This is a genomic window from Pseudoalteromonas sp. SCSIO 43095 (genome assembly GCF_023650455.1).
Taxonomy (GTDB): Bacteria; Pseudomonadota; Gammaproteobacteria; order Enterobacterales; family Alteromonadaceae; genus Pseudoalteromonas; species Pseudoalteromonas tetraodonis.
Genome location: NZ_CP087995.1, coordinates 2,589,942 through 2,609,192 on the forward strand (window position 1 = coordinate 2,589,942; position 19,251 = coordinate 2,609,192).

The 19,251-nt window shown below is 40.9% G+C and carries 20 protein-coding genes; 4 read left to right on the forward strand and 16 right to left on the reverse strand.

What is annotated here, in order from left to right:
- From hflK to cutA, 13 genes are all read right to left on the reverse strand, one after another.
- Complete coding sequence (hflK, locus tag LOC50_RS12195) at positions 1-1,170, reverse strand: FtsH protease activity modulator HflK (RefSeq protein ID WP_010391686.1); 1,170 nt, start codon at positions 1,168-1,170, stop codon at positions 1-3.
- A gap of 100 nt (positions 1,171-1,270) precedes the next feature.
- Positions 1,271-2,560, reverse strand: coding sequence for a ribosome rescue GTPase HflX (gene hflX / locus LOC50_RS12200; protein WP_036980358.1), 1,290 nt, complete (start codon positions 2,558-2,560; stop codon positions 1,271-1,273).
- Positions 2,561-2,576: 16 nt separating this feature from the next.
- A complete protein-coding gene (gene hfq, locus LOC50_RS12205; protein ID WP_008113494.1) occupies positions 2,577-2,840 on the reverse strand; it encodes an RNA chaperone Hfq in 264 nt (87 codons plus the stop codon).
- 81 nt (positions 2,841-2,921) lie between these two features.
- Positions 2,922-3,839 (reverse strand): tRNA (adenosine(37)-N6)-dimethylallyltransferase MiaA, encoded by a 918-nt coding sequence (miaA, locus tag LOC50_RS12210; protein ID WP_028835550.1) that lies wholly within the window; start codon positions 3,837-3,839, stop codon positions 2,922-2,924.
- Positions 3,840-3,849: 10 nt separating this feature from the next.
- Positions 3,850-5,676: a DNA mismatch repair endonuclease MutL gene (mutL, locus tag LOC50_RS12215; RefSeq protein WP_250653292.1), complete on the reverse strand. Its 1,827-nt coding sequence runs from the start codon at positions 5,674-5,676 to the stop codon at positions 3,850-3,852.
- Positions 5,677-5,705: 29 nt separating this feature from the next.
- Positions 5,706-7,049 (reverse strand): N-acetylmuramoyl-L-alanine amidase, encoded by a 1,344-nt coding sequence (locus LOC50_RS12220; RefSeq protein ID WP_250653293.1) that lies wholly within the window; start codon positions 7,047-7,049, stop codon positions 5,706-5,708.
- Positions 7,050-7,077: 28 nt separating this feature from the next.
- Positions 7,078-7,545 (reverse strand): tRNA (adenosine(37)-N6)-threonylcarbamoyltransferase complex ATPase subunit type 1 TsaE, encoded by a 468-nt coding sequence (tsaE, locus tag LOC50_RS12225; protein ID WP_250653294.1) that lies wholly within the window; start codon positions 7,543-7,545, stop codon positions 7,078-7,080.
- 114 nt (positions 7,546-7,659) lie between these two features.
- Positions 7,660-8,988, reverse strand: a complete 1,329-nt coding sequence (locus LOC50_RS12230; RefSeq protein ID WP_250653046.1) for an IS4 family transposase — start codon at positions 8,986-8,988, stop codon at positions 7,660-7,662.
- A 124-nt stretch (positions 8,989-9,112) separates the two neighbouring features.
- Complete coding sequence (gene accC, locus LOC50_RS12235; RefSeq protein ID WP_069439778.1) at positions 9,113-10,453, reverse strand: acetyl-CoA carboxylase biotin carboxylase subunit; 1,341 nt, start codon at positions 10,451-10,453, stop codon at positions 9,113-9,115.
- 26 nt (positions 10,454-10,479) lie between these two features.
- A complete protein-coding gene (accB, locus tag LOC50_RS12240; RefSeq protein ID WP_250653295.1) occupies positions 10,480-10,950 on the reverse strand; it encodes an acetyl-CoA carboxylase biotin carboxyl carrier protein in 471 nt (156 codons plus the stop codon).
- 33 nt (positions 10,951-10,983) lie between these two features.
- Complete coding sequence (aroQ, locus tag LOC50_RS12245; protein WP_250653296.1) at positions 10,984-11,436, reverse strand: type II 3-dehydroquinate dehydratase; 453 nt, start codon at positions 11,434-11,436, stop codon at positions 10,984-10,986.
- Between the two features lie 228 nt (positions 11,437-11,664).
- Entirely contained in the window at positions 11,665-13,470 is a 1,806-nt protein-coding gene (locus LOC50_RS12250; RefSeq protein ID WP_250653297.1) for a protein-disulfide reductase DsbD, read from the reverse strand.
- On the reverse strand, positions 13,470-13,790 hold the full coding sequence (cutA, locus tag LOC50_RS12255; protein WP_036980381.1) for a divalent-cation tolerance protein CutA: 321 nt from the start codon (positions 13,788-13,790) through the stop codon (positions 13,470-13,472). The genes LOC50_RS12250 and cutA overlap by 1 nt, the downstream gene beginning before the upstream one ends.
- A 240-nt stretch (positions 13,791-14,030) precedes the next feature.
- Between cutA and LOC50_RS12260 the strand changes: the two genes are divergently transcribed.
- From LOC50_RS12260 to rnk, 4 genes are all read left to right on the forward strand, one after another.
- Positions 14,031-14,510 (forward strand): FxsA family protein, encoded by a 480-nt coding sequence (locus tag LOC50_RS12260; RefSeq protein WP_036980385.1) that lies wholly within the window; start codon positions 14,031-14,033, stop codon positions 14,508-14,510.
- Positions 14,511-14,619: 109 nt separating this feature from the next.
- A complete protein-coding gene (locus LOC50_RS12265) occupies positions 14,620-14,907 on the forward strand; it encodes a co-chaperone GroES (protein WP_004587676.1) in 288 nt (95 codons plus the stop codon).
- A 48-nt stretch (positions 14,908-14,955) separates the two neighbouring features.
- Positions 14,956-16,605, forward strand: a complete 1,650-nt coding sequence (gene groL / locus LOC50_RS12270) for a chaperonin GroEL (protein WP_036980391.1) — start codon at positions 14,956-14,958, stop codon at positions 16,603-16,605.
- 178 nt (positions 16,606-16,783) lie between these two features.
- Positions 16,784-17,197, forward strand: a complete 414-nt coding sequence (gene rnk, locus LOC50_RS12275; protein WP_250653298.1) for a nucleoside diphosphate kinase regulator — start codon at positions 16,784-16,786, stop codon at positions 17,195-17,197.
- Positions 17,198-17,278: 81 nt separating this feature from the next.
- Here rnk and LOC50_RS12280 read toward each other — a convergent pair whose 3' ends face one another.
- The 3 genes from LOC50_RS12280 to LOC50_RS12290 form a co-directional block, all read right to left on the reverse strand.
- Entirely contained in the window at positions 17,279-18,388 is a 1,110-nt protein-coding gene (locus tag LOC50_RS12280; protein ID WP_250653299.1) for a methyl-accepting chemotaxis protein, read from the reverse strand.
- A gap of 103 nt (positions 18,389-18,491) precedes the next feature.
- A complete protein-coding gene (locus tag LOC50_RS12285) occupies positions 18,492-18,731 on the reverse strand; it encodes a cache domain-containing protein (RefSeq protein WP_250653300.1) in 240 nt (79 codons plus the stop codon).
- 231 nt (positions 18,732-18,962) lie between these two features.
- Positions 18,963-19,172: a hypothetical protein gene (locus tag LOC50_RS12290; protein WP_250653301.1), complete on the reverse strand. Its 210-nt coding sequence runs from the start codon at positions 19,170-19,172 to the stop codon at positions 18,963-18,965.
- Between the last annotated feature and the right edge of the window lie 79 nt (positions 19,173-19,251).

Consider the following 19,251-nt stretch of genomic DNA (forward strand, 5'->3'; position numbering starts at 1 on the left):
TTATCTCCCGTCGTTAAAGCGATCATTGTTAAAGCGATCGTTACCACTATTAACAGTGCTGTTGCGTGACGTATTTACCTTGTTACGTAAATCGTTAATATCGCTTGAGCTAGGTAAAGCAATACGTGTTGATGAACCCTGTTTTTCCATGATTTTATCAAGTGGTAAGTACATCATGTTGTTGCCGCCTTTAACATCAACCAACACTTTAGAGCTATTACCTAGCACTTCTTGCATCGTGTCTATGTATAAACGCTCACGTGTTACTTCTTTAGCTGCTTGGTATTCCGGAAGTAATTTCTCAAAACGAGCCACTTCACCTTGCGCTTCTAAAGTAATACGCTCTTGGTAACCTTCAGCCTCTTGCGTCATACGCGTTACTTGACCACGTGCACGCGGTTCAATTTCACGGGCATACGCTTCGGCTTCACGAATAAAGCGTTGTTCATCCTCTTGGGCTGCAATTGCATCATCAAACGCATCTTTAACTTCCATTGGCGGACGTGAATCCTTGAAGTTAACGTCAGTTACGATTAAACCTAAGTTATAAGGTTCGATGATTTGATTTAGCTCATCCCAGGTATTTTGACGCACAACTTCACGGCCGTTAGTCAGTACTTGGTCCATTTTTGAATGGCCAACAACATAACGCAGCGCACTATCTAATGCTTCTTCAAGACTACTGTCAGCGTTAGTGACACTAAACTTGTACAAGTATGGGTCGATTACTCGATACTGTACTTCAAACTCAACGCTTACTACGTTTTCATCTTCAGTTAGCATAAAGCCTGATGCTGATAACGAACGAACAGCTTCGATATCGACTGGAATAACCGTCTCAACAAAGGTCATTTTCCAACGCAAGCCTGGATCTGCAATTCGGTCAAACTTACCAAATTGAAGAACGACACCGCGTTCAGCTTCTTTCACCGTATAAATACCACTTAACGCCCACACAATGGCAGCGATAATAAGTACAAATGAAATACCGGCTCCGCCAAGTCCACCGCCGCTACCATTGCCGGATTTTTTACCGCCAAATAAGCCGTTAAACTTGTTACTGAATTTACGGAACACCTCGTCTAAATCAGGTGGGCCTTGATCACGTCCGCCTTTGTTATTCCACGGATCTTTGTCATTGCCATTATTACCCGGTTCATTCCAGGCCATAGCTATACTCCATTGTTATCTAAATAAATTCGGAAATTGTGTTAAATCTAACAAATCTTATGCATTTCTTATACTAAAACCGACATTAATCTTTCAGTTTTTAGTCGCAGCTAATAAAACTTTCAATCTCTGGGCCAAAATCTTTAATCAAACGATTCCACTCAATCATAGGTAATCGCACATCTAGCAACCAATTACCTTGCTCATCAAAACGTTCGTTATGTACTGCACTTAAGTTAAATAAAGATGCTCTTAAACGTCCATACTGAGGAGCCAGTAGTAAAGTTTCACTCAACATCTTTTTAGCTAGTAGGTCACTAATAGCCTCACTTAGCAGCTCGCAACCTTCACCTGTTTTTGCTGATAACCATACCCTTATAGGTTGGCCTTCGTCATCGCGATCAATACGCGGGGTTACATCATCCAGCGCATCAATTTTGTTGTATACAAGTAATTGCGGTACATCATCAGCTTCAATTTCTTTGAGTACTTCTTGTACTTGTTCAATATTTTCTTTTCGACGAGGGTCGGCTACATCAATCACGTGTAATTGTAAATCAGCCTCTCGCGTTTCTGTCAGCGTTGCTTTAAATGCAGCCACTAAGTCATGCGGTAAGTGGCGAATAAACCCTACAGTATCCGCTAAAATAACCGAACCAACATCGCCAATATCTAACTTGCGTAAAGTTGGGTCTAGTGTTGCAAACAACTGATCAGCAGCATACACATCAGAATTTGTAATACGGTTAAATAAGGTTGATTTACCCGCATTAGTATAACCCACTAAAGAAACCGTTGGGATCTCATTACGAGTACGTGCTCGTCTACCTTGCTCACGTTGTACGCCAACTTTAGCCAAACGGGCGCGTATATTTTTAATACGCGCACGTAATAAACGTCGATCGGTTTCTAACTGCGTTTCACCAGGACCACGTAAACCAATACCGCCTTTTTGGCGTTCAAGGTGGGTCCAACCTCGGATTAAACGAGTCGACATATGACGAAGCTGCGCTAACTCAACTTGAAGTTTACCTTCGTGAGTACGTGCGCGCTGAGCAAAAATATCAAGGATAAGTGTGGTTCTATCAAGTACCCGACATTGACAAACACGCTCTAAATTTCGTTCTTGAGACGGGCTCAACTGATGGTTAAAAATGACAACATCGGCATTGTGGATTTTGACAATTTCAGCTATTTCTTCCGCTTTGCCGGTACCGACAAATAGTTTGGGATGTGGTGCTTGACGGCTGCCTTGCACAACCGCCAAACTACTAACACCAGCAGAAGATACCAACATTTCTAATTCATGAAGATCTTCGCGATCCCCATCTTTAGGTAGGTCGATATGGACTAAAATTGCCTGTTCGCCAGATTCATAGCGGTCAAACAAGCATTACGCTCCTAATTTAAAAGTTTCCTGGTTCAGTTTCTTCGGTGTCTTCATTTCCCTGTACACCTTGAAAGTTGACTGCGCGTGCAGGTACAACTGTTGAAATTGCATGTTTATACACCATTTGATTAACAGTGTTTTCCAGTAAAATTACAAATTGGTCAAATGACTGAATTTTACCTTGTAATTTTATGCCATTTACCAAAAAGATTGATACTGGAATGCGCTCGCGGCGTAATGCATTTAAAAATGGGTCTTGTAACGATTGGCCTTTTGCCATGTTATTATTCCTTCGTTCTAGGTGTTATTATAATTAAGTGGCTGAACTGATTTAACAAAGCTAAATTTTGTCCAGCTACTACTAGCTTAGCGAACTTACTACACGATGCAAGTTTTCTTCATCACCGGTTGTTAACCATGTAACATCAGGCCAGCTTCTTAACCACGTTAATTGACGTTTAGCCAATTGGCGTGTGGCTGCAATGCCGCGAAAAATCATTTCATCATGATCAATTTCACCCGCAAGGTAATCCCACATCTGTCTATAACCTACACAACGAATAGAAGGCATATTGGGATGTAAATCCTCACGTAGATATAGGGTCGAAACTTCTTTTTCAAACCCCTGTTCAATCATTATTTTAAACCTTTCTTCAATTCGATGATGTAATTCACTGCGATCATCGGGTGCAATTGCAAATTGATGAAAAGTATAGGGTAATGCTGGCTGCTTTTGCTTTTGCAATTCAGTCATCGTTTTACCTGTTATACGGTAAACTTCCAAAGCACGATTAATTCGCTGCGAATCATTTTCACTCATCTTTTGTGCGGCTTGCGGATCAACTTTAACCAACTCTTTGTATAAATAAGGCCAGCCATGCTCTTTAGCTTGTGTTTCTAATTCGGCTCTAACGTTTGCATCGGCCTCAGGTAATGGCGACAACCCATCAATAAGGGCTTTAAAGTACATCATTGTACCTCCAACCAGTACAGGCACTTTACCTTGTTGATGAAATTTATCAATTTTTTCTATCGCATCGCGTCTAAAATCAGCTACTGAATAGGTTTCGCTTGGGTCGAGTAAATCAATTAAGTGATGGGGTGCACGTGCTAGTTCGTCGGCATCCGGTTTAGCGGTACCAATATCCATACCTTTATAAACCAGTGCCGAATCAACGCTGATAATTTCAGTATTTAAATACTCACACAGTGAAATTGCCAATGCTGTTTTACCAGCAGCGGTGGGGCCCATTAAAAATATGACCGGTAAATTACTCAACACGAATACCCTAATTAAATTGCGCTAGATAAGACTTTAGATCTATTTTAACTGCTTTTTCACGTAAACGTTCAATTGTTTGCGCATTATTTTGTAAGCGAGTTTGCTGTACTGCAAAGGCTTTACTGGCATAGAAGCGTGTAGGTATTACATTTACCTGCCACGCTAGCCACTGTTCAATACTTTCTAACTGAGCTTTACACCCATCAAGTAAGGCATCAACTGCGGCACTCACGTCAAGTAAGTACAAGCAAACAGGCAACCTCTTAACCATAACAAATTGTTTTTCAATTAAAAGTTCAAAGCCAAGCAAAGTAAACCATGATTGTTGCGTAGCCAGCAGTTCGGTATCTTGTTTTGACACATTGACCCGTACGGGTAATAACAATGCTTTGCCCTCAAGGCTGCCTTGCTCTTTAATTTGTGCAAGCCAATCATCCGCTAATGCGTATTTAAAGTGTGAACAATAAAGTTGATTTTCATTATTGAACACGCAAACGCCCTTTTCAATGCTTATTATATCGACAGTGCGCAGTGCTGTATCTGATACTTGCGTCTCATTAGATTGTACAAATGCTGCCGCAGTATCAAAGTGCTGCGCTTGTTGCTCATTCACGCCCTGATAAAACGCATTCACATCATGGTAATTTTGGCTTTCAGTACGCACCTGTCTACCCCCACCTTGACGACTGCCACCATAAGAGGCACTACTTGTAGATGGGGGATGACTTGGTTGTAATGACGACTTAGGATAATCAAAAAGTTCACTACTGGAAGTGTGTTCTTGGTTAAACGATGTAACTGGTGAATGATGAGCGTGAGCGGCTGGCGAATTAACAAACTCAGCTTGCAGGGGCACAACAACTTGTTTTATCGCTTGCAAAATAAAGTCGTGTACTAAGCGCCCTTGATGAAAGCGCACCTCATGCTTTGCCGGGTGCACATTAACATCCACTTGGCGTGGGTCTATATCAATGTAAATCACAAATCCGGGAAGTTCTTGCTCGCCACTGACCTCTTCAAATGCTTGGCGAATAGCATGCAGAATAAGTTTGTCGCGCATCATACGATTATTTACATAGGTATACTGAGTAGTATTAGCCGATCCAACTGGCAATACCCAACCGTGTAGTTGCAACCCAGCCTCACCCGATTGAATATGCAATCCTTGCTCAGCAAACGCTTTACCCGCCACTTGTGCGACTCGCGTAATCGCTTGAGCGGGATCAGTTTTAGCGCGATACTGGCGCACCACTTTTTCATTATGGGTTAATGTAATTGATACATCAAAACGGCTCAGCGCAATACGCTTAATAAGCTCATCAATATGACTAAATTCGGTTTTTTCAGTGCGTAAAAACTTACGTCTTGCTGGGGTGTTAAAAAATAAATCTTTAACTTCAATTGTGGTACCGCTAGGGTGAGCAACCGGCTTTACCTCTACGGCCATATCTCGGCCTTGTGCAAAGGCTTGCCACGCAGCTTCTTGATTTTCGGGTTTAGAGCTTAAGGTTAAGCGAGATACCGAACTAATAGATGCTAAGGCTTCGCCCCTAAAACCAAGAGAACAAATATTTTCTAGGTCGTCTAAGGACTTGAGTTTACTGGTTGCATGGCGAGAGAGCGCTAATGTGAGCTCATCCTTTGCGATACCCGCTCCATTGTCGCGAATACGAATTAACTTGTGGCCCCCGCGTTCAATATCTATTTGAACACGTGTCGCGCCTGCATCAAGGCTGTTTTCTACTAACTCTTTAACCACCGATGCGGGACGCTCAACAACTTCACCCGCCGCAATTTGGTTTGCTAAGCGCGCAGGCAATACTTCAATACTCATAACAACCTTAAATGTGTGCGCTTTTAAAATTAACTCTGAGGAATATCAAGTTCCTGACCAATAAATAACGTATTTGAACTGAGCTTATTAACTTGTTTTATTTTACTGATACTTACGCCATATCGACCAGCCAACATGCTCAGTGACTCACCAGGACGTACTTTATGTTTTGTTGGGTATTGAGACTTTAATGACGCAAACAGTGAGTCGTCAGGCGGGTTACGTAAATAGTAATTTTTAATTGAGGTAAACATGGCTTTAGCTAAGCGCTCTTGGTGATTGGCACTTTTAAGCAGTCGCTCTTCACGTGGATTAGAGATAAACCCAGTTTCAACCAAAATAGACGGAATATCTGGCGACTTTAATACTGCAAGGCTGGCATGTTGCGGCTCTTTTTTATGAAGTTTAGCCACCTTTCGTAACTCTTTAACTACTTCCTCAGCCACGTTTAAGCCGGTTTTCATGGAGTGATCCATCGACATATCAAGCAAGGCTTGCGCTAAGTACTTTTCATTTGCAGCATCTTTAATTACATCAGCAGCACCGCCAAGTAACTCAGAGTGTTTTTCTTTATCCTCAATCCATTTACCAATTTCTGAATTGGCACGTCGCAGCGACAACACCCATACAGAAGCACCATTTGGCCCAGGGCTGGTAAACGCATCTGCATGAATAGAAACAAGAAAGTCTGCTTTTTTCTGACGTGCGCGATTGGTACGTGTATTGAGTTTTACAAAGTAATCGCCACTGCGAACCATACGCGAAATCATGCCTCGCTCAGCATCAATCATCCGCTCTAAACGCTTAGCAATTTGCAGTGTAATGTCTTTTTCGTAAGTGCCTGATGGGCCAATGGAGCCTGGGTCTTCACCGCCATGCCCTGCATCAATAGCAATTACAATATCGCGCTCTTGGCTTAATTGGCGTTTTTTAGCCGCCGTTTGCGCAGGGGTAATTGCACCTTTGGCTTGGCTTTTATCGTATAAATCGACCACCAATCTATTTTTATAAGGGCCTGTGGGGGCTAGTGCAAATATAACTGGTTTAACTGGCCCATTTAATTCAAACACTAAACGCACGCTGTGTTTATTTTTAGGTTTTGAGTAACGTAACTTACTAACAATTTGGTGTTTTGGTGGCACACCTGGCAATATTTTTAACTCATCAGTGTTTTCTAAATCAACCACTAAACGGCTTGGGTTTTTTAGCATAAAGTAGCTGAAGTCAGGTTTATCGTCGAGATCAAACACTACCCGAGTGCTATCAGGGGATGGCCAGACACGCACACTATTAATAGTGTTTTGCGCCCACAATGGCAAGCTCACTGTAAAAACCATGAGGTAAATAAAAAGTTTAACTAAACCACGACTCATTTTGATAATCACTGCCTTGACTATTTTATTATCTATTATTTAGTTTTTCGACAATTGCTATACCACGCTCACTGGCACTGTTAATAACAATTTTACGCTCATCACCTACATAACTTAGCGTAACATTTAGATCGGGAACAGGAATAAATTCTCCGCCTTTTTCCGGCCACTCAACAATACAAGTTGCCGTTTCTGAAAAATAATCACGAATTCCCATAAATTCAAGCTCTTCTGGGTCACCTAATCGGTATAAGTCAAAATGATAGACATTGCCACGCACAAGCTCGTAAGGTTCAACAAGTGTATAAGTGGGACTTTTAACCTTACCTGTATGACCAAAACCTTGCACTATACCGCGAGTAAATGTCGTTTTACCGGCCCCTAAATCACCATGCAAATAAATAACTGCGCCCTGTTCTATTATGGCAGCTAATTTATTACCCATAGCAACAGTGGCATTTTCATCGACTAAATGAAAATCAAAACTACACGACATGATTACCTCAAAATTTACGAAAAGCGCATATTTGTTAATCATACCAGATTATTTATTTAAGGTGATACTGCCTCTTTTTTAAAGATAAAAAAACCGGCCTGAGCCTAATGCCAGTCAGTTAAGAACTGACTGGCATTTTCTTTTATAGGGGTACTTATTCGGCTTCTTTCTTATCACCCTTGGATAATGCCTATCTGGTAACCTATCGGGTAATATAAACAATCTAAGTGTTGTCAGTAACTCATCGTAATGAATAGGCAACTTACTTGCACTATGTATTGGCGTAAACATAAAGAAAGCGATAACCTGTCGCATAGATTGGCTAAAGCTTAGCTGTGTAGGCAAAATATCCTCATCTTTAGTTGCATCAAGCATGACGATACGTATTAAATTGTAAGCGAGTAATAACCCCCATAACTCTTGACGTACCATGTCTGGTTTCTTACTACGTAACGTGTGTTTGCTATGATTCAACCCCTGCTTTATTTCTCTAAACGCCAGCTCAATTTCCCAGCGTTGAGTATAAACCTCTGTTAATTCTTCATATGGAAATCGTAAAGGGTCAATGAGAGAGCTGAGAACACGATAGCTTTTTCCATCCACTTTATAGGTGGTTAATCTTGCCATCAAGGTCTCTGGTAATGACTCAAATTTCTTTCTGGCTTGAGGACTTGTGGACAAAATCACTATTTTATCATTGTCATTTATACTATGTTCAACTTGATACTGTAAATCCTTCCTCGCGGGTAACATCCAGTGACTGTTATCTCCTTGGTTTTGCCACTGATGCAACAGTCCTAATGAGTAATAGCCGCGGTCAAACAAGGTAAGAGAATTATCTGGTACGGCTGGTAATAGTCGTTGAGCTAAGCTCATTTCACCTATGCGACGGGAGTCAAAGCTGCTATCTAACAGTAAATGGCTAGATACTTCCATAAGGCTACACATTCGTACTTGTGGGTAGCTTACTTCTCCATGTTGATTACTGTCACTGCCAAATGCTTCTCTGTTATCTTGATTATCATGAGTTCGAAAACTAACGCCATCAACAGCGAGTAAATTAAGTCCGCACCATTGTTCAAAAGACTGGGTGGAAAAGGTTTTGTGTGCAAGTAATTGAAATGTATGTTGGACTGACTCATAGCCTAACCTTTGTCGGCCTTGAACTAGCGCACTTGGCGCGACTAATTTGTTTTTTCCGGGTAAAGAGATGTCGAGTCTATTAGCGATATCCCAAACGGTTTCGTTTCGGAATAAACTCATTCCAATTACAGACCACATAATAGCTTCTAGCGGTAATCGCCTTTTACGCACAGTAGCAACACCTGCATGTTTAAATGCTTGTTCAAGAATATCAGGGTCAAGAACCTGTTTAAGTTTATCTAGTGTATGTACATCATTTAAAAATGAAGACATGTTATCGAAGTGCTGAATGAGAGACATAAAAAAATCCGATATTATTTCTAATATCGGATTTTGAAGCCATGGAAAGATCAGTCAAGTGATCATAAAAATATTCTTAACTGATCTGCATTAGGCCTGAGCCGGTTTTTAATTAGCATGGACTTTACAGCCCTAATTTCTTCTCAAGGTAGTGGATATTTGTACCACCGTTTTTGAAGTTTTCATCTGCAAGAATGCGTTTATGCAATGGCGTATTCGTTTTAATACCGTCGATTACCAACTCATTCAATGCATTACGAGCGCGAGCAATAGCAACATCACGGTTTTCACCGTAAGTGATCAGCTTACCAATCATAGAATCGTAATGTGGCGGTACCGTGTAATCAGCATAAATATGACTGTCCCAACGAATACCTAAACCACCTGCTGGATGAAAGCGAGTGATTTTACCTGGCGATGGAATAAAGGTTTCTGGGTCTTCAGCATTAATACGACACTCAATAGCGTGGCCACGAATAACAACGTCGTCTTGAGTGAATGATAATGGCTGACCAGCGGCAATTTTTAGCTGCTCTTTGATTAAATCCACACCGGTAACCATTTCAGTCACTGGGTGTTCAACCTGAATACGGGTATTCATTTCAATGAAGTAAAACTCGCCGTTTTCGTATAGAAACTCAAACGTACCTGCACCACGATAACCAATTTCGATACACGCACGTGTACAACGCTCACCAATGAACTTACGTACTTCTGCAGTAATCCCTGGTGCTGGCGCCTCTTCCACTACTTTTTGGTGGCGACGTTGCATTGAACAATCACGCTCACCTAAATGAACCGCGTTACCTTGACCATCAGCCAATACTTGCACTTCAATATGGCGTGGGTTTTCAAGGAATTTTTCCATGTAAACCATGCTGTTGCCAAAGAACTGCTTAGCTTCTTGCTGCGTAAGCGAAATTGAATTGATTAACTCAGCCTCGTTGCGTACAACACGCATACCACGACCACCGCCGCCACCAGCTGCTTTAATAATTACCGGGTAACCAATACGCTTAGCAATTTGCATGTTGCGTTCTTTATCATCCGATACCGGACCATCAGAACCTGGTACACATGGAACACCGGCTTTACGCATCGCTTCGATAGCTGATACTTTGTCGCCCATTAGGCGAATAGTGTCGCCACGAGGACCAATAAATACAAAGCCACTTTGCTCAACTTGGTCGGCAAAGTCGGCATTTTCAGCAAGAAAACCATAACCTGGGTGAATAGCGACCGCATCAGTTATTTCAGCTGCGGCTATAATGCGTGGAATGTCTAAGTAACTTTCAGTTGCTGCTGGTTTACCAATACAGATGGTTTCATCTGCTAGTAATACGTGCTTAAGATCGCGATCCGCCGTTGAATGCACAGCAACCGTTTTGATCCCAAGCTCTTTGCAGGCGCGCAATATACGAAGTGCAATTTCACCTCGGTTTGCAATGACTACTTTATCTAACATGAGAGTTGGCCTTTTACGTTGCGCTATTATTCAATGATGAATAAAGGTTGATCAAATTCTACTGGCTCGCCGTTTTCTACTAAAATAGCTTTTACTGTACCGGCTTTATCTGACTCAATTTGGTTCATCATTTTCATTGCTTCAACGATACACAATGTGTCGCCAACTTTAACCTGTGAACCAACTTCAACATATGCTGGCGCTTCTGGAGAAGCTGCTGCGTAAAAAGAACCTACCATAGGAGATTTAACTTGGTGTCCTGTAGGACCTGCCGCTGGTGCTTCAGACTCTGCTACAGGTGCAGCTGATGCTGCTGGTGCAGCCGCAGGAGCGGGTGTTGGAGCATATTGCTGTGGAGCAAATTGCGCGTACGCAGGACCAGCACTCATGTTGTTACGGTTAATACGTACTGATTCTTCACCTTCAGTGATTTCTAGTTCTGCAATACCTGATTCTTCTACTAATTCAATTAGTTTTTTGATCTTGCGAATATCCATAAACGACCCGCCTATTAGTTTGTTAGTTTAAATTTAGTTTGAGTTTTGCAATCGGCTCACCGCTGCATGTAAAGCAGCGTGATAGCCCATTGCACCTAATCCACAAATAACGCCTTGCGCCACATCAGAAAAATAAGAATGATGGCGAAACGTTTCACGTGCATGCACATTACTTAAGTGCACTTCAAAAAACGGAATATCAACGCTTAGCAATGCATCACGTAATGCGACGCTTGTGTGCGTAAATGCTGCAGGGTTAATAATGATGTAATCAACCGCTTGCCAAGCATCATGAATGCGTTCAATGAGCGCTTGCTCACTATTACTTTGAAAATGCGTTAGCGTCACATCTAAACTATTAGCAGCATTGTTTAAATCGCTCATAATATGCTCTAAAGAGTGTGAACCGTACTTATCGGGCTCACGCTTTCCTAGCATGTTTAAATTTGGGCCATTTACAACTAAAATCTTTAATTTTGCAGCCATAATACGCGATATATCCTATAAGTAATGAGTTAAGCGGTTACTAGCTAAGTTTTCACTAAAAAGTAAGCTGAAAAAAGTAAGATAGCAACAATTTCTCACGTTAACCAACTATTATAGTGATTTCGAAGTAAATAGCAGCAAAATACTGGTCTAATCTCTATTTTGGGAACAAATCTTGAGGGTAATAATGGCACAACATTAACAATCATGTTGTGCCATATAGAATGGTCATTCAGCGCTGGCACGCACTGCAGCAAGGTGCTTAGCGAAATCATCCGCATTTAAAAAACCAGTGACACGTTGTGCACTTAGCTCTTCACCTTGAGTATTAAAGAATAAAATACTCGGTAAACCAAACACTGAATATGCTTCCATTAGCTCAATTGTTTCATTATCGCTTTGAGTTAAGTCAATTTGCATCAGTTGATAATGGCTAAACTCACTTTGTACTTGCGGGTCGGGAAAGGTGTAATGCTCAAACTCTTTACACGCTACACACCAGTCGGCGTATAAGTCCACCATAACCATGCGCCCTTCGCTATTTGCTTGTGATACGGCTTGTTTAAGCTCGGCTAAATTGGCAACCTGTTTAAACTCATTGTTTTGCGAGGTTGTTTGTAAACTCACGGCTTGTGTTGGCCAAAAATAGTTTTTGGTTAAATTAAAGCCAGTAAGCAGCAATAAAACAGCCATAAACCACAATAAGGTTTTTAATTTACCTTGTGTTTGGGCGCTTTGCCAATAATGGAAATAAAGCGCTGTGGCGATAGCTAATAAGCCTGCCATAAGCATAATAATTTCAATATCTATAATGCGCTCTAGCAAAATAAGTGGCACAACTAACATAATAAAACCAAATAAGGTTTTGACTTGTTCCATCCAGCCGCCAGCTTTCGGTAATAGCTTACCTCCCGATGTACCTAATAATAACAGCGGTAGCCCCATACCTAAACTCAGTACGTAAAGTGTTAGCCCGCCTACTAGGTAATCGCCGCTTTGTGCCACAAATAATAATGCGGCTGATAAAGGCGCTGTAGTACAAGGAGATGCAATAAGCCCTGATAGAACCCCCATCAAGAACACCCCAATATAGTTACCGCCTTTTTGGTTGTTGCTCACTTGGGTTAGCTTGTTCATCATGCGGCTGGGTAACTTTATTTCGTACCAACCAAACATTGACATAGCCAGCAGTACAAACAATAAGCTAAAGCTAATTAATACATATGGATGCTGTAAATAGCCTTGCACTTGTCCGCCTAACGCAGCAACCACAAGCCCTAATGCTGCATAGGTAACCGCCATGCCTTGAATATAAACAAATGATAGGGCAAATGCTTTTTTAGTAGACAGGTTCTTTTGACCCGCAATTAAGCTAGATAAAATAGGGAACATCGGAAATACACACGGTGTAAATGCCAGACCCACACCCACGGCAAAGAAAATAGCTAAGTTAACCATTAAGCTTTGGCTAGCTAACTGCTCTGTAAATGTGAGCTCTTTATCAGGTGTTGATGCAGTTGCTGGTTTTTCTGCAGATTGGCTAAGTGCTGCAAATGCACTGCTTGCTGCGGTATTGTCATTAGTATTAGTTTCACTTGCCAGTACACTTAATGGAATGCTGATGATTTCAGGTGGATAACACAGCCCTGCTTTTGCACAGCCTTGATAACGCACCTTCACAACGCCATCTTCACTTACATTACTTAGTTTGCTGATAACGCTAAGAGAATTAAAAAACACCTCAGTTTTGCCAAAAAATTCATCTTCAATTATTTCACCAGCGCCCAACTCAGGCACGTCAATGCTGGCACCTTTGGCAATAATTTCTATTTTATCTTTATATAGGTAATAGTCATTAGCGATATCCCAACCAACAAATAACGTACTTCCTTGCTGGTCAAAATCAAATACAAACGCTTCATTTACCGGTAAAAATGTGTGCTGAGTCGGTTTTAGAAAATCATCAAGGGTATTTTGTGCCGCCCAAGCAGGCGCCATTAATACGCTTAATAAAAAAAATAAAATAAAGCGCATTAATGAAGCACCTCGTCCATCCAATTAAAGTAAGCCAAGTTACCCGTTGCTACATCAACAACTTGTATTTCTGGTACTTCGTAGCTGTGAAGATCTTTTAAGGTTAAAAATACATCGTTCATTTTGTCAGCCTTAGTTTTAATTAGCAGCTTTACTTCTGTTGCTTCAGCTACTTCACCTTCCCATATGTAAATAGAAGTCATGGCCGGTAAAATATTTACACAAGCGGCTAGTTTCTTTTCAATTAGCGCCATAGCCAATAAACGGGCTTCATCGTTATTTTTGCAAGTGGTAAAAATAAGTTTAAATTGCGTTGTCATAGTGAACCTTTACTTGTTTACGGGGGTCTAGCCCCATAGTAGCTGATAGCGGGTACAATGTGTAGACACGAACTCTGTCTACATTTTGGGTCTTTGCAGTAAATTGATTTAAACCCGCTACCGTTAACTCAACTAACATTAAAGTTTATTACTTACTCTTATTAGCTTGAAAATAGACCCGACAACCCTCACTTATATTTCATTAGCACCTTAATAAGTGTCATTTTTTTAGAGAGTCTTATGTTTAGAATTTTATTTTTGCTGTTTATCATCATCCCAATTATTGAAATTGCCTTGCTAATTCAGGTTAGTGACGTGATAGGTGGCTTCGCAACAATCGCTTTAGTGGTACTAACCGCGATTGTGGGTGCGAAAATGGTGAAACAGCAAGGAATGGGCGCACTACAAAACGTACAAGTGCAAATGGCTCAAGGACAAATGCCTGCTAAAGAATTATTTACCGGTATTTGCGTAATTATTGCAGGGGTACTTTTATTAACACCCGGCATTATGACAGATGTATTTGGCTTACTACTCCTTACCCCTGCTATTCGTAACAAATTAGCTGCAGGACTTGCTAGTCAAGCAACTGTAAGAATGAGCGCTAGCATGCATCAAACTGGCACTTCAGGGTTTTCACAAACTCATCAATCAATGTATCACGAACAAAATGAAAACCGCCCTAAAACCATAGATGGTGAATACGAGCGAAAAGATTAAAAATTTATCATTTTTTCTCTTGGAATTTTTCACTCCACCCCCATTAATGAATGCAAATTAGAAAAGCTTTTTTCTGTACTGTTCAGAAACTGTTAGGAGAACTAAAAACATGAACATTCGTCCTTTACAAGATCGCGTAATCGTTAAGCGTCTAGAAGAAGAAACCAAGTCTGCTGGCGGTATTGTATTAACTGGCTCTGCAGCTGAAAAATCAACTCGCGGAGAAGTTATTGCTGTTGGCAATGGTCGCGTTCTAGATAACGGTGACGTTAGAGCTTTAGAAGTAAAAGCCGGTGACACTGTGTTATTTGGCTCATATGTTGAAAAAACTGAAAAGATCGAAGGTCAAGAGTACCTGATCATGCGTGAAGACAACATTTTAGGCATTGTAGGCTAACCCTACTTTTCGTTTAACAAACATTTAAGAATTTAGAGGAAATTAAAGATGGCAGCAAAAGAAGTACTTTTTGCAGGTGATGCACGCGCTAAAATGCTAACAGGCGTAAATATCCTAGCAAACGCAGTAAAAGTTACATTAGGTCCTAAAGGCCGTAACGTAGTACTAGATAAATCATTTGGCTCTCCAGTAATCACTAAAGATGGTGTATCTGTAGCGAAAGAAATCGAACTTGAAGACAAGTTTGAAAACATGGGTGCACAAATGGTAAAAGAAGTTGCATCTAAAGCAAATGATGCAGCGGGTGACGGTACGACTACCGCAACTGTACTTGCACAATCTATTGTAAACGAAGGTCTTAAAGCAGTTGCTGCAGGCATGAACCCAATGGATCTTAAGCGTGGTATTGATAAAGCAATTACCGCTGCAGTAGAAGAACTTAAAACGCTATCTGTACCATGTGCTGATACTAAAGCGATTGCACAAGTAGGTACTATTTCAGCTAACTCTGATAAAGAAATTGGCGATATCATTGCTCAAGCAATGGAAAAAGTAGGCCGTAACACAGGTGTTATTACTGTAGAAGAAGGTCAATCACTAGAGAACGAACTAGATGTTGTAGAAGGCATGCAGTTTGACCGTGGTTACCTATCTCCGTACTTTATCAATAACGCAGAAAAAGGCGCGGTTGAGCTAGACAACCCATTCATTCTACTTGTAGATAAAAAAGTATCTAACATTCGTGAGCTACTACCTACATTAGAAGCGGTTGCTAAAGCAAGCAAGCCACTATTAATCATTGCTGAAGACTTAGAAGGCGAAGCACTTGCTACTTTAGTAGTTAACAACATGCGCGGTATTGTTAAAGTATCTGCGGTTAAAGCACCTGGTTTTGGCGACCGTCGTAAAGCAATGCTACAAGATATTGCCGTATTAACTGGCGGTACTGTTATCTCTGAAGAAATCGGCTTAGAGCTTGAAAAAGCAACGATTGAAGACCTAGGTACAGCTAAGCGCGTAGTAATCACTAAAGATGATACAACTATCATTGATGGTGCGGGTGAAGAAGAAGGCATTAACGGCCGTGTTGCTCAAATCAAAGCACAAATTGAAGAAGCGACTTCAGACTACGATAAAGAAAAACTACAAGAGCGTATGGCTAAACTTGCCGGCGGTGTTGCGGTAATTAAAGTAGGTGCAGCGACTGAAATTGAAATGAAAGAGAAAAAAGACCGTGTTGAAGATGCATTACATGCAACTCGTGCAGCGGTTGAAGAAGGCGTAGTACCTGGTGGTGGTGTTGCTCTAGTACGTGCTGCTAGCAAGCTAGCTGAGCTACTTGGCGACAACGAAGACCAAAACCACGGTATTAAAGTTGCACTTCGCGCAATGGAAGCACCACTTCGTCAAATCGTAACAAATGCAGGTGATGAAGCATCTGTTGTTATTAACGCAGTTAAAGGCGGTGAAGGTAACTACGGTTACAACGCAGCCTCTGGTGAATACAATGACATGCTTGAAATGGGTATCCTAGATCCAACGAAAGTAACGCGCTCTGCACTACAATTTGCAGGTTCGATTGCGGGTCTAATGATCACTACCGAAGCAATGGTTGCTGAAATCCCTAAAGAAGAAGCTGCTGGTGCCCCTGATATGGGTGGCATGGGCGGAATGGGTGGTATGGGCGGCATGATGTAATCATCCCCTCACACACTTAGCTCAAATAAAAACCCAGCTTCGGCTGGGTTTTTAGCAATAGAGATAAAATAAATTCACTAAGGCAACAATAAAATTATCTCAGTGTATTCCAATGCAACTGAGTTCCTGCAAGCTATACCCAGAGTAAATTTTATTTAACATGATTAAGGATATTAAGTTGAATACTAAACCTGAAATAATCATCTCATCACTGGATGCAGATCGATTGTATGCGCTAATGGAATCGTTACCTGCGAACAGTTTTGCGGGTGAAAAAGAACTTGAAGCAGAACTTGGTAGGGCTAATATAGTGGAGCCACACGAAGTTCCCTCAACCGTGGTAACCATGAATTCAACAGTGAACTTTATTGTTGAGTCTACAGGTGAGGAGTTTACTTTAACGCTTGTTTACCCGAAGAATATTGACTCAAGTGGCAACAAAATATCAATCTTAGCCCCTGTTGGTAGTGCATTACTTGGCCTTTCACAGGGAGATCAAATTGAATGGCCAAAGCCAGGCGGAGGGTTAATAACAGTAACTATTAAAGAGGTAACTTATCAACCAGAAAGAGCTGGCGAGCTTCATAGATAGACTTTTAAATCCTCACAAATTTAAAATAATAAACAAATTTATATAAAAAAATCCAAGCCTTGCTTGGATTTTTTTATTGAGTTACTGCTGACTAATGTCGTATAGCCTTTGTGCTTGACTATTAGAGGCTTTACTTACTTCTCTAATGTCTTCGGCATCGGCAGCATTTTGCCCTGATATTTCTCGGATCCGTTCCGCTAGTTTTTTAACATTGACGGTTACTTGAGCCTGTTCTTCAGTGGCTACGGCAATACTTGCTGAGCGCCCTTTAATGTCGTTAAATGCATCAACTATATTTTCATATTGCGTGCGTGTTGTATTTGAACGATCATTGACCACTTCTGAGAACTCTCGGCATTCTTGAATAACACAGACTCCTTTTGCAGCCGCTTGTTGTAACTGACTTATCATGGTTTCAATCTCACCAGCTGATTGTTGTGTTCTTTGTGCCAGTGTTCTAACTTCATCTGCAACGACCGCAAACCCCCTTCCAGAATCACCAGCACGAGCAGCCTCAATAGCAGCATTAAGCGCAAGCAAATTAGTTTGCTCAGAGATATTCATAATCATATCTAATACCGAACCAACCTGCTGTGAATCTTCAGATATTTGTGATATTGCATTGGACGACTCAGTTAGTTTATTGAACAACAGCTGGATAGATTTTGCGTTTTGTTCAATAACATTAAATCCAGAGTTTACAAGATCTGATGACTTAGCGGTAATATCTGCAACGCCACCAATATCTTCTGATGCCGATGAAGCCGCTATCGACATTTCATTGATAGCAGTGGCTAACAATTCATTTTCTTGCATTAGTTCATGTGCGCGTTGCTGACTATTACTACTCAAGTTATCAATAGATTCAGCATTGTTTTTTACTGAGGCCGCCTCTTCTTTAATCAGCCCAAGAATTTTAATAAGATGATCACCGTAATCATTAATAGCTTCGCAAAGATGACTCATTTCATCATCTCCCGATATTGGTAATTTAGAATCTGTTTGCCCTTGCATTAATGACCTAACTTGCGCCGAAGTCTGCTCTATTTGCTCAACTAATCGCTTATCAAAGACTAATAATGCCGATATAAATATAACAATGAGTACAATGAATGAACCATACAAATAGTATGTCAGCGTATTAGCTGCTTTTTTGCAGTCGCTGTTGGAATTATCACGCCGGAGCGCCACTTTTGCTCCGGCAGTGAGAATGTCACTAGAATTGAGCTATCCCCCTATATGACACCAGAACTAAACCCTGCTACGAGTCTATCTTCATTTTTCAAGGCGTTAACTAAGGCTGTAAAGAGCTATCTTTACTCACAACTTGTGAAAAATTTAGCATGGCTAAATTCGTATCTCTAAATGCAGGAATAGAAACAAACTGCTGCGCACTATCAATAATAAAACTGTAGGTACCGGTTGCTTGATTTTCAGCAAGAAGTGACTTTTCAATATGAGAAAGCTCTATATCTAAAGTAGCGACTCCCCAAAACTGATTATTACGCTCAATTTTAACAGAACAAGTTACCATAGGCACATTCGAGACTGCATCAATATAAGCCTCAGACCAAACACATACGCCTGGTTGAGCGTTAGCTATCTTGTTGATATGGACTGCTATCAGCTTGGTTGTAGTCATCTAATAAAGTGTATTGACCATTATCGCCCTTAGCCCAAAACAAAGATGCCCTTTGTGCTTATGCATCTAACATATTTGGCTCTGGCCATATTCCACCACCGGCAATGCCTGAACCACTAGCAATTAACGGTGCCAAATTTTTAATAAATTGATCTTTATCAAGGGGAAGTGTTTGAGCAACAACAGATAAGCTTTAGTTAATGCTGCACTTTTTCCTAAATCCTTAGCAAATGATTCACCTATTACTTTAGCCTGTAACTTAGCTGCAGAAATAGCTTCATTTTTTATAATTGGCGTTATTACCCATTGCATAATTACGGTTAATTCCCGCATACATTTTTTTCTGTATTAACATCTTTAACCTTAGTTACAATCAAACAGCGCTAACTAAGTATAAGAAGGTTAATGGATT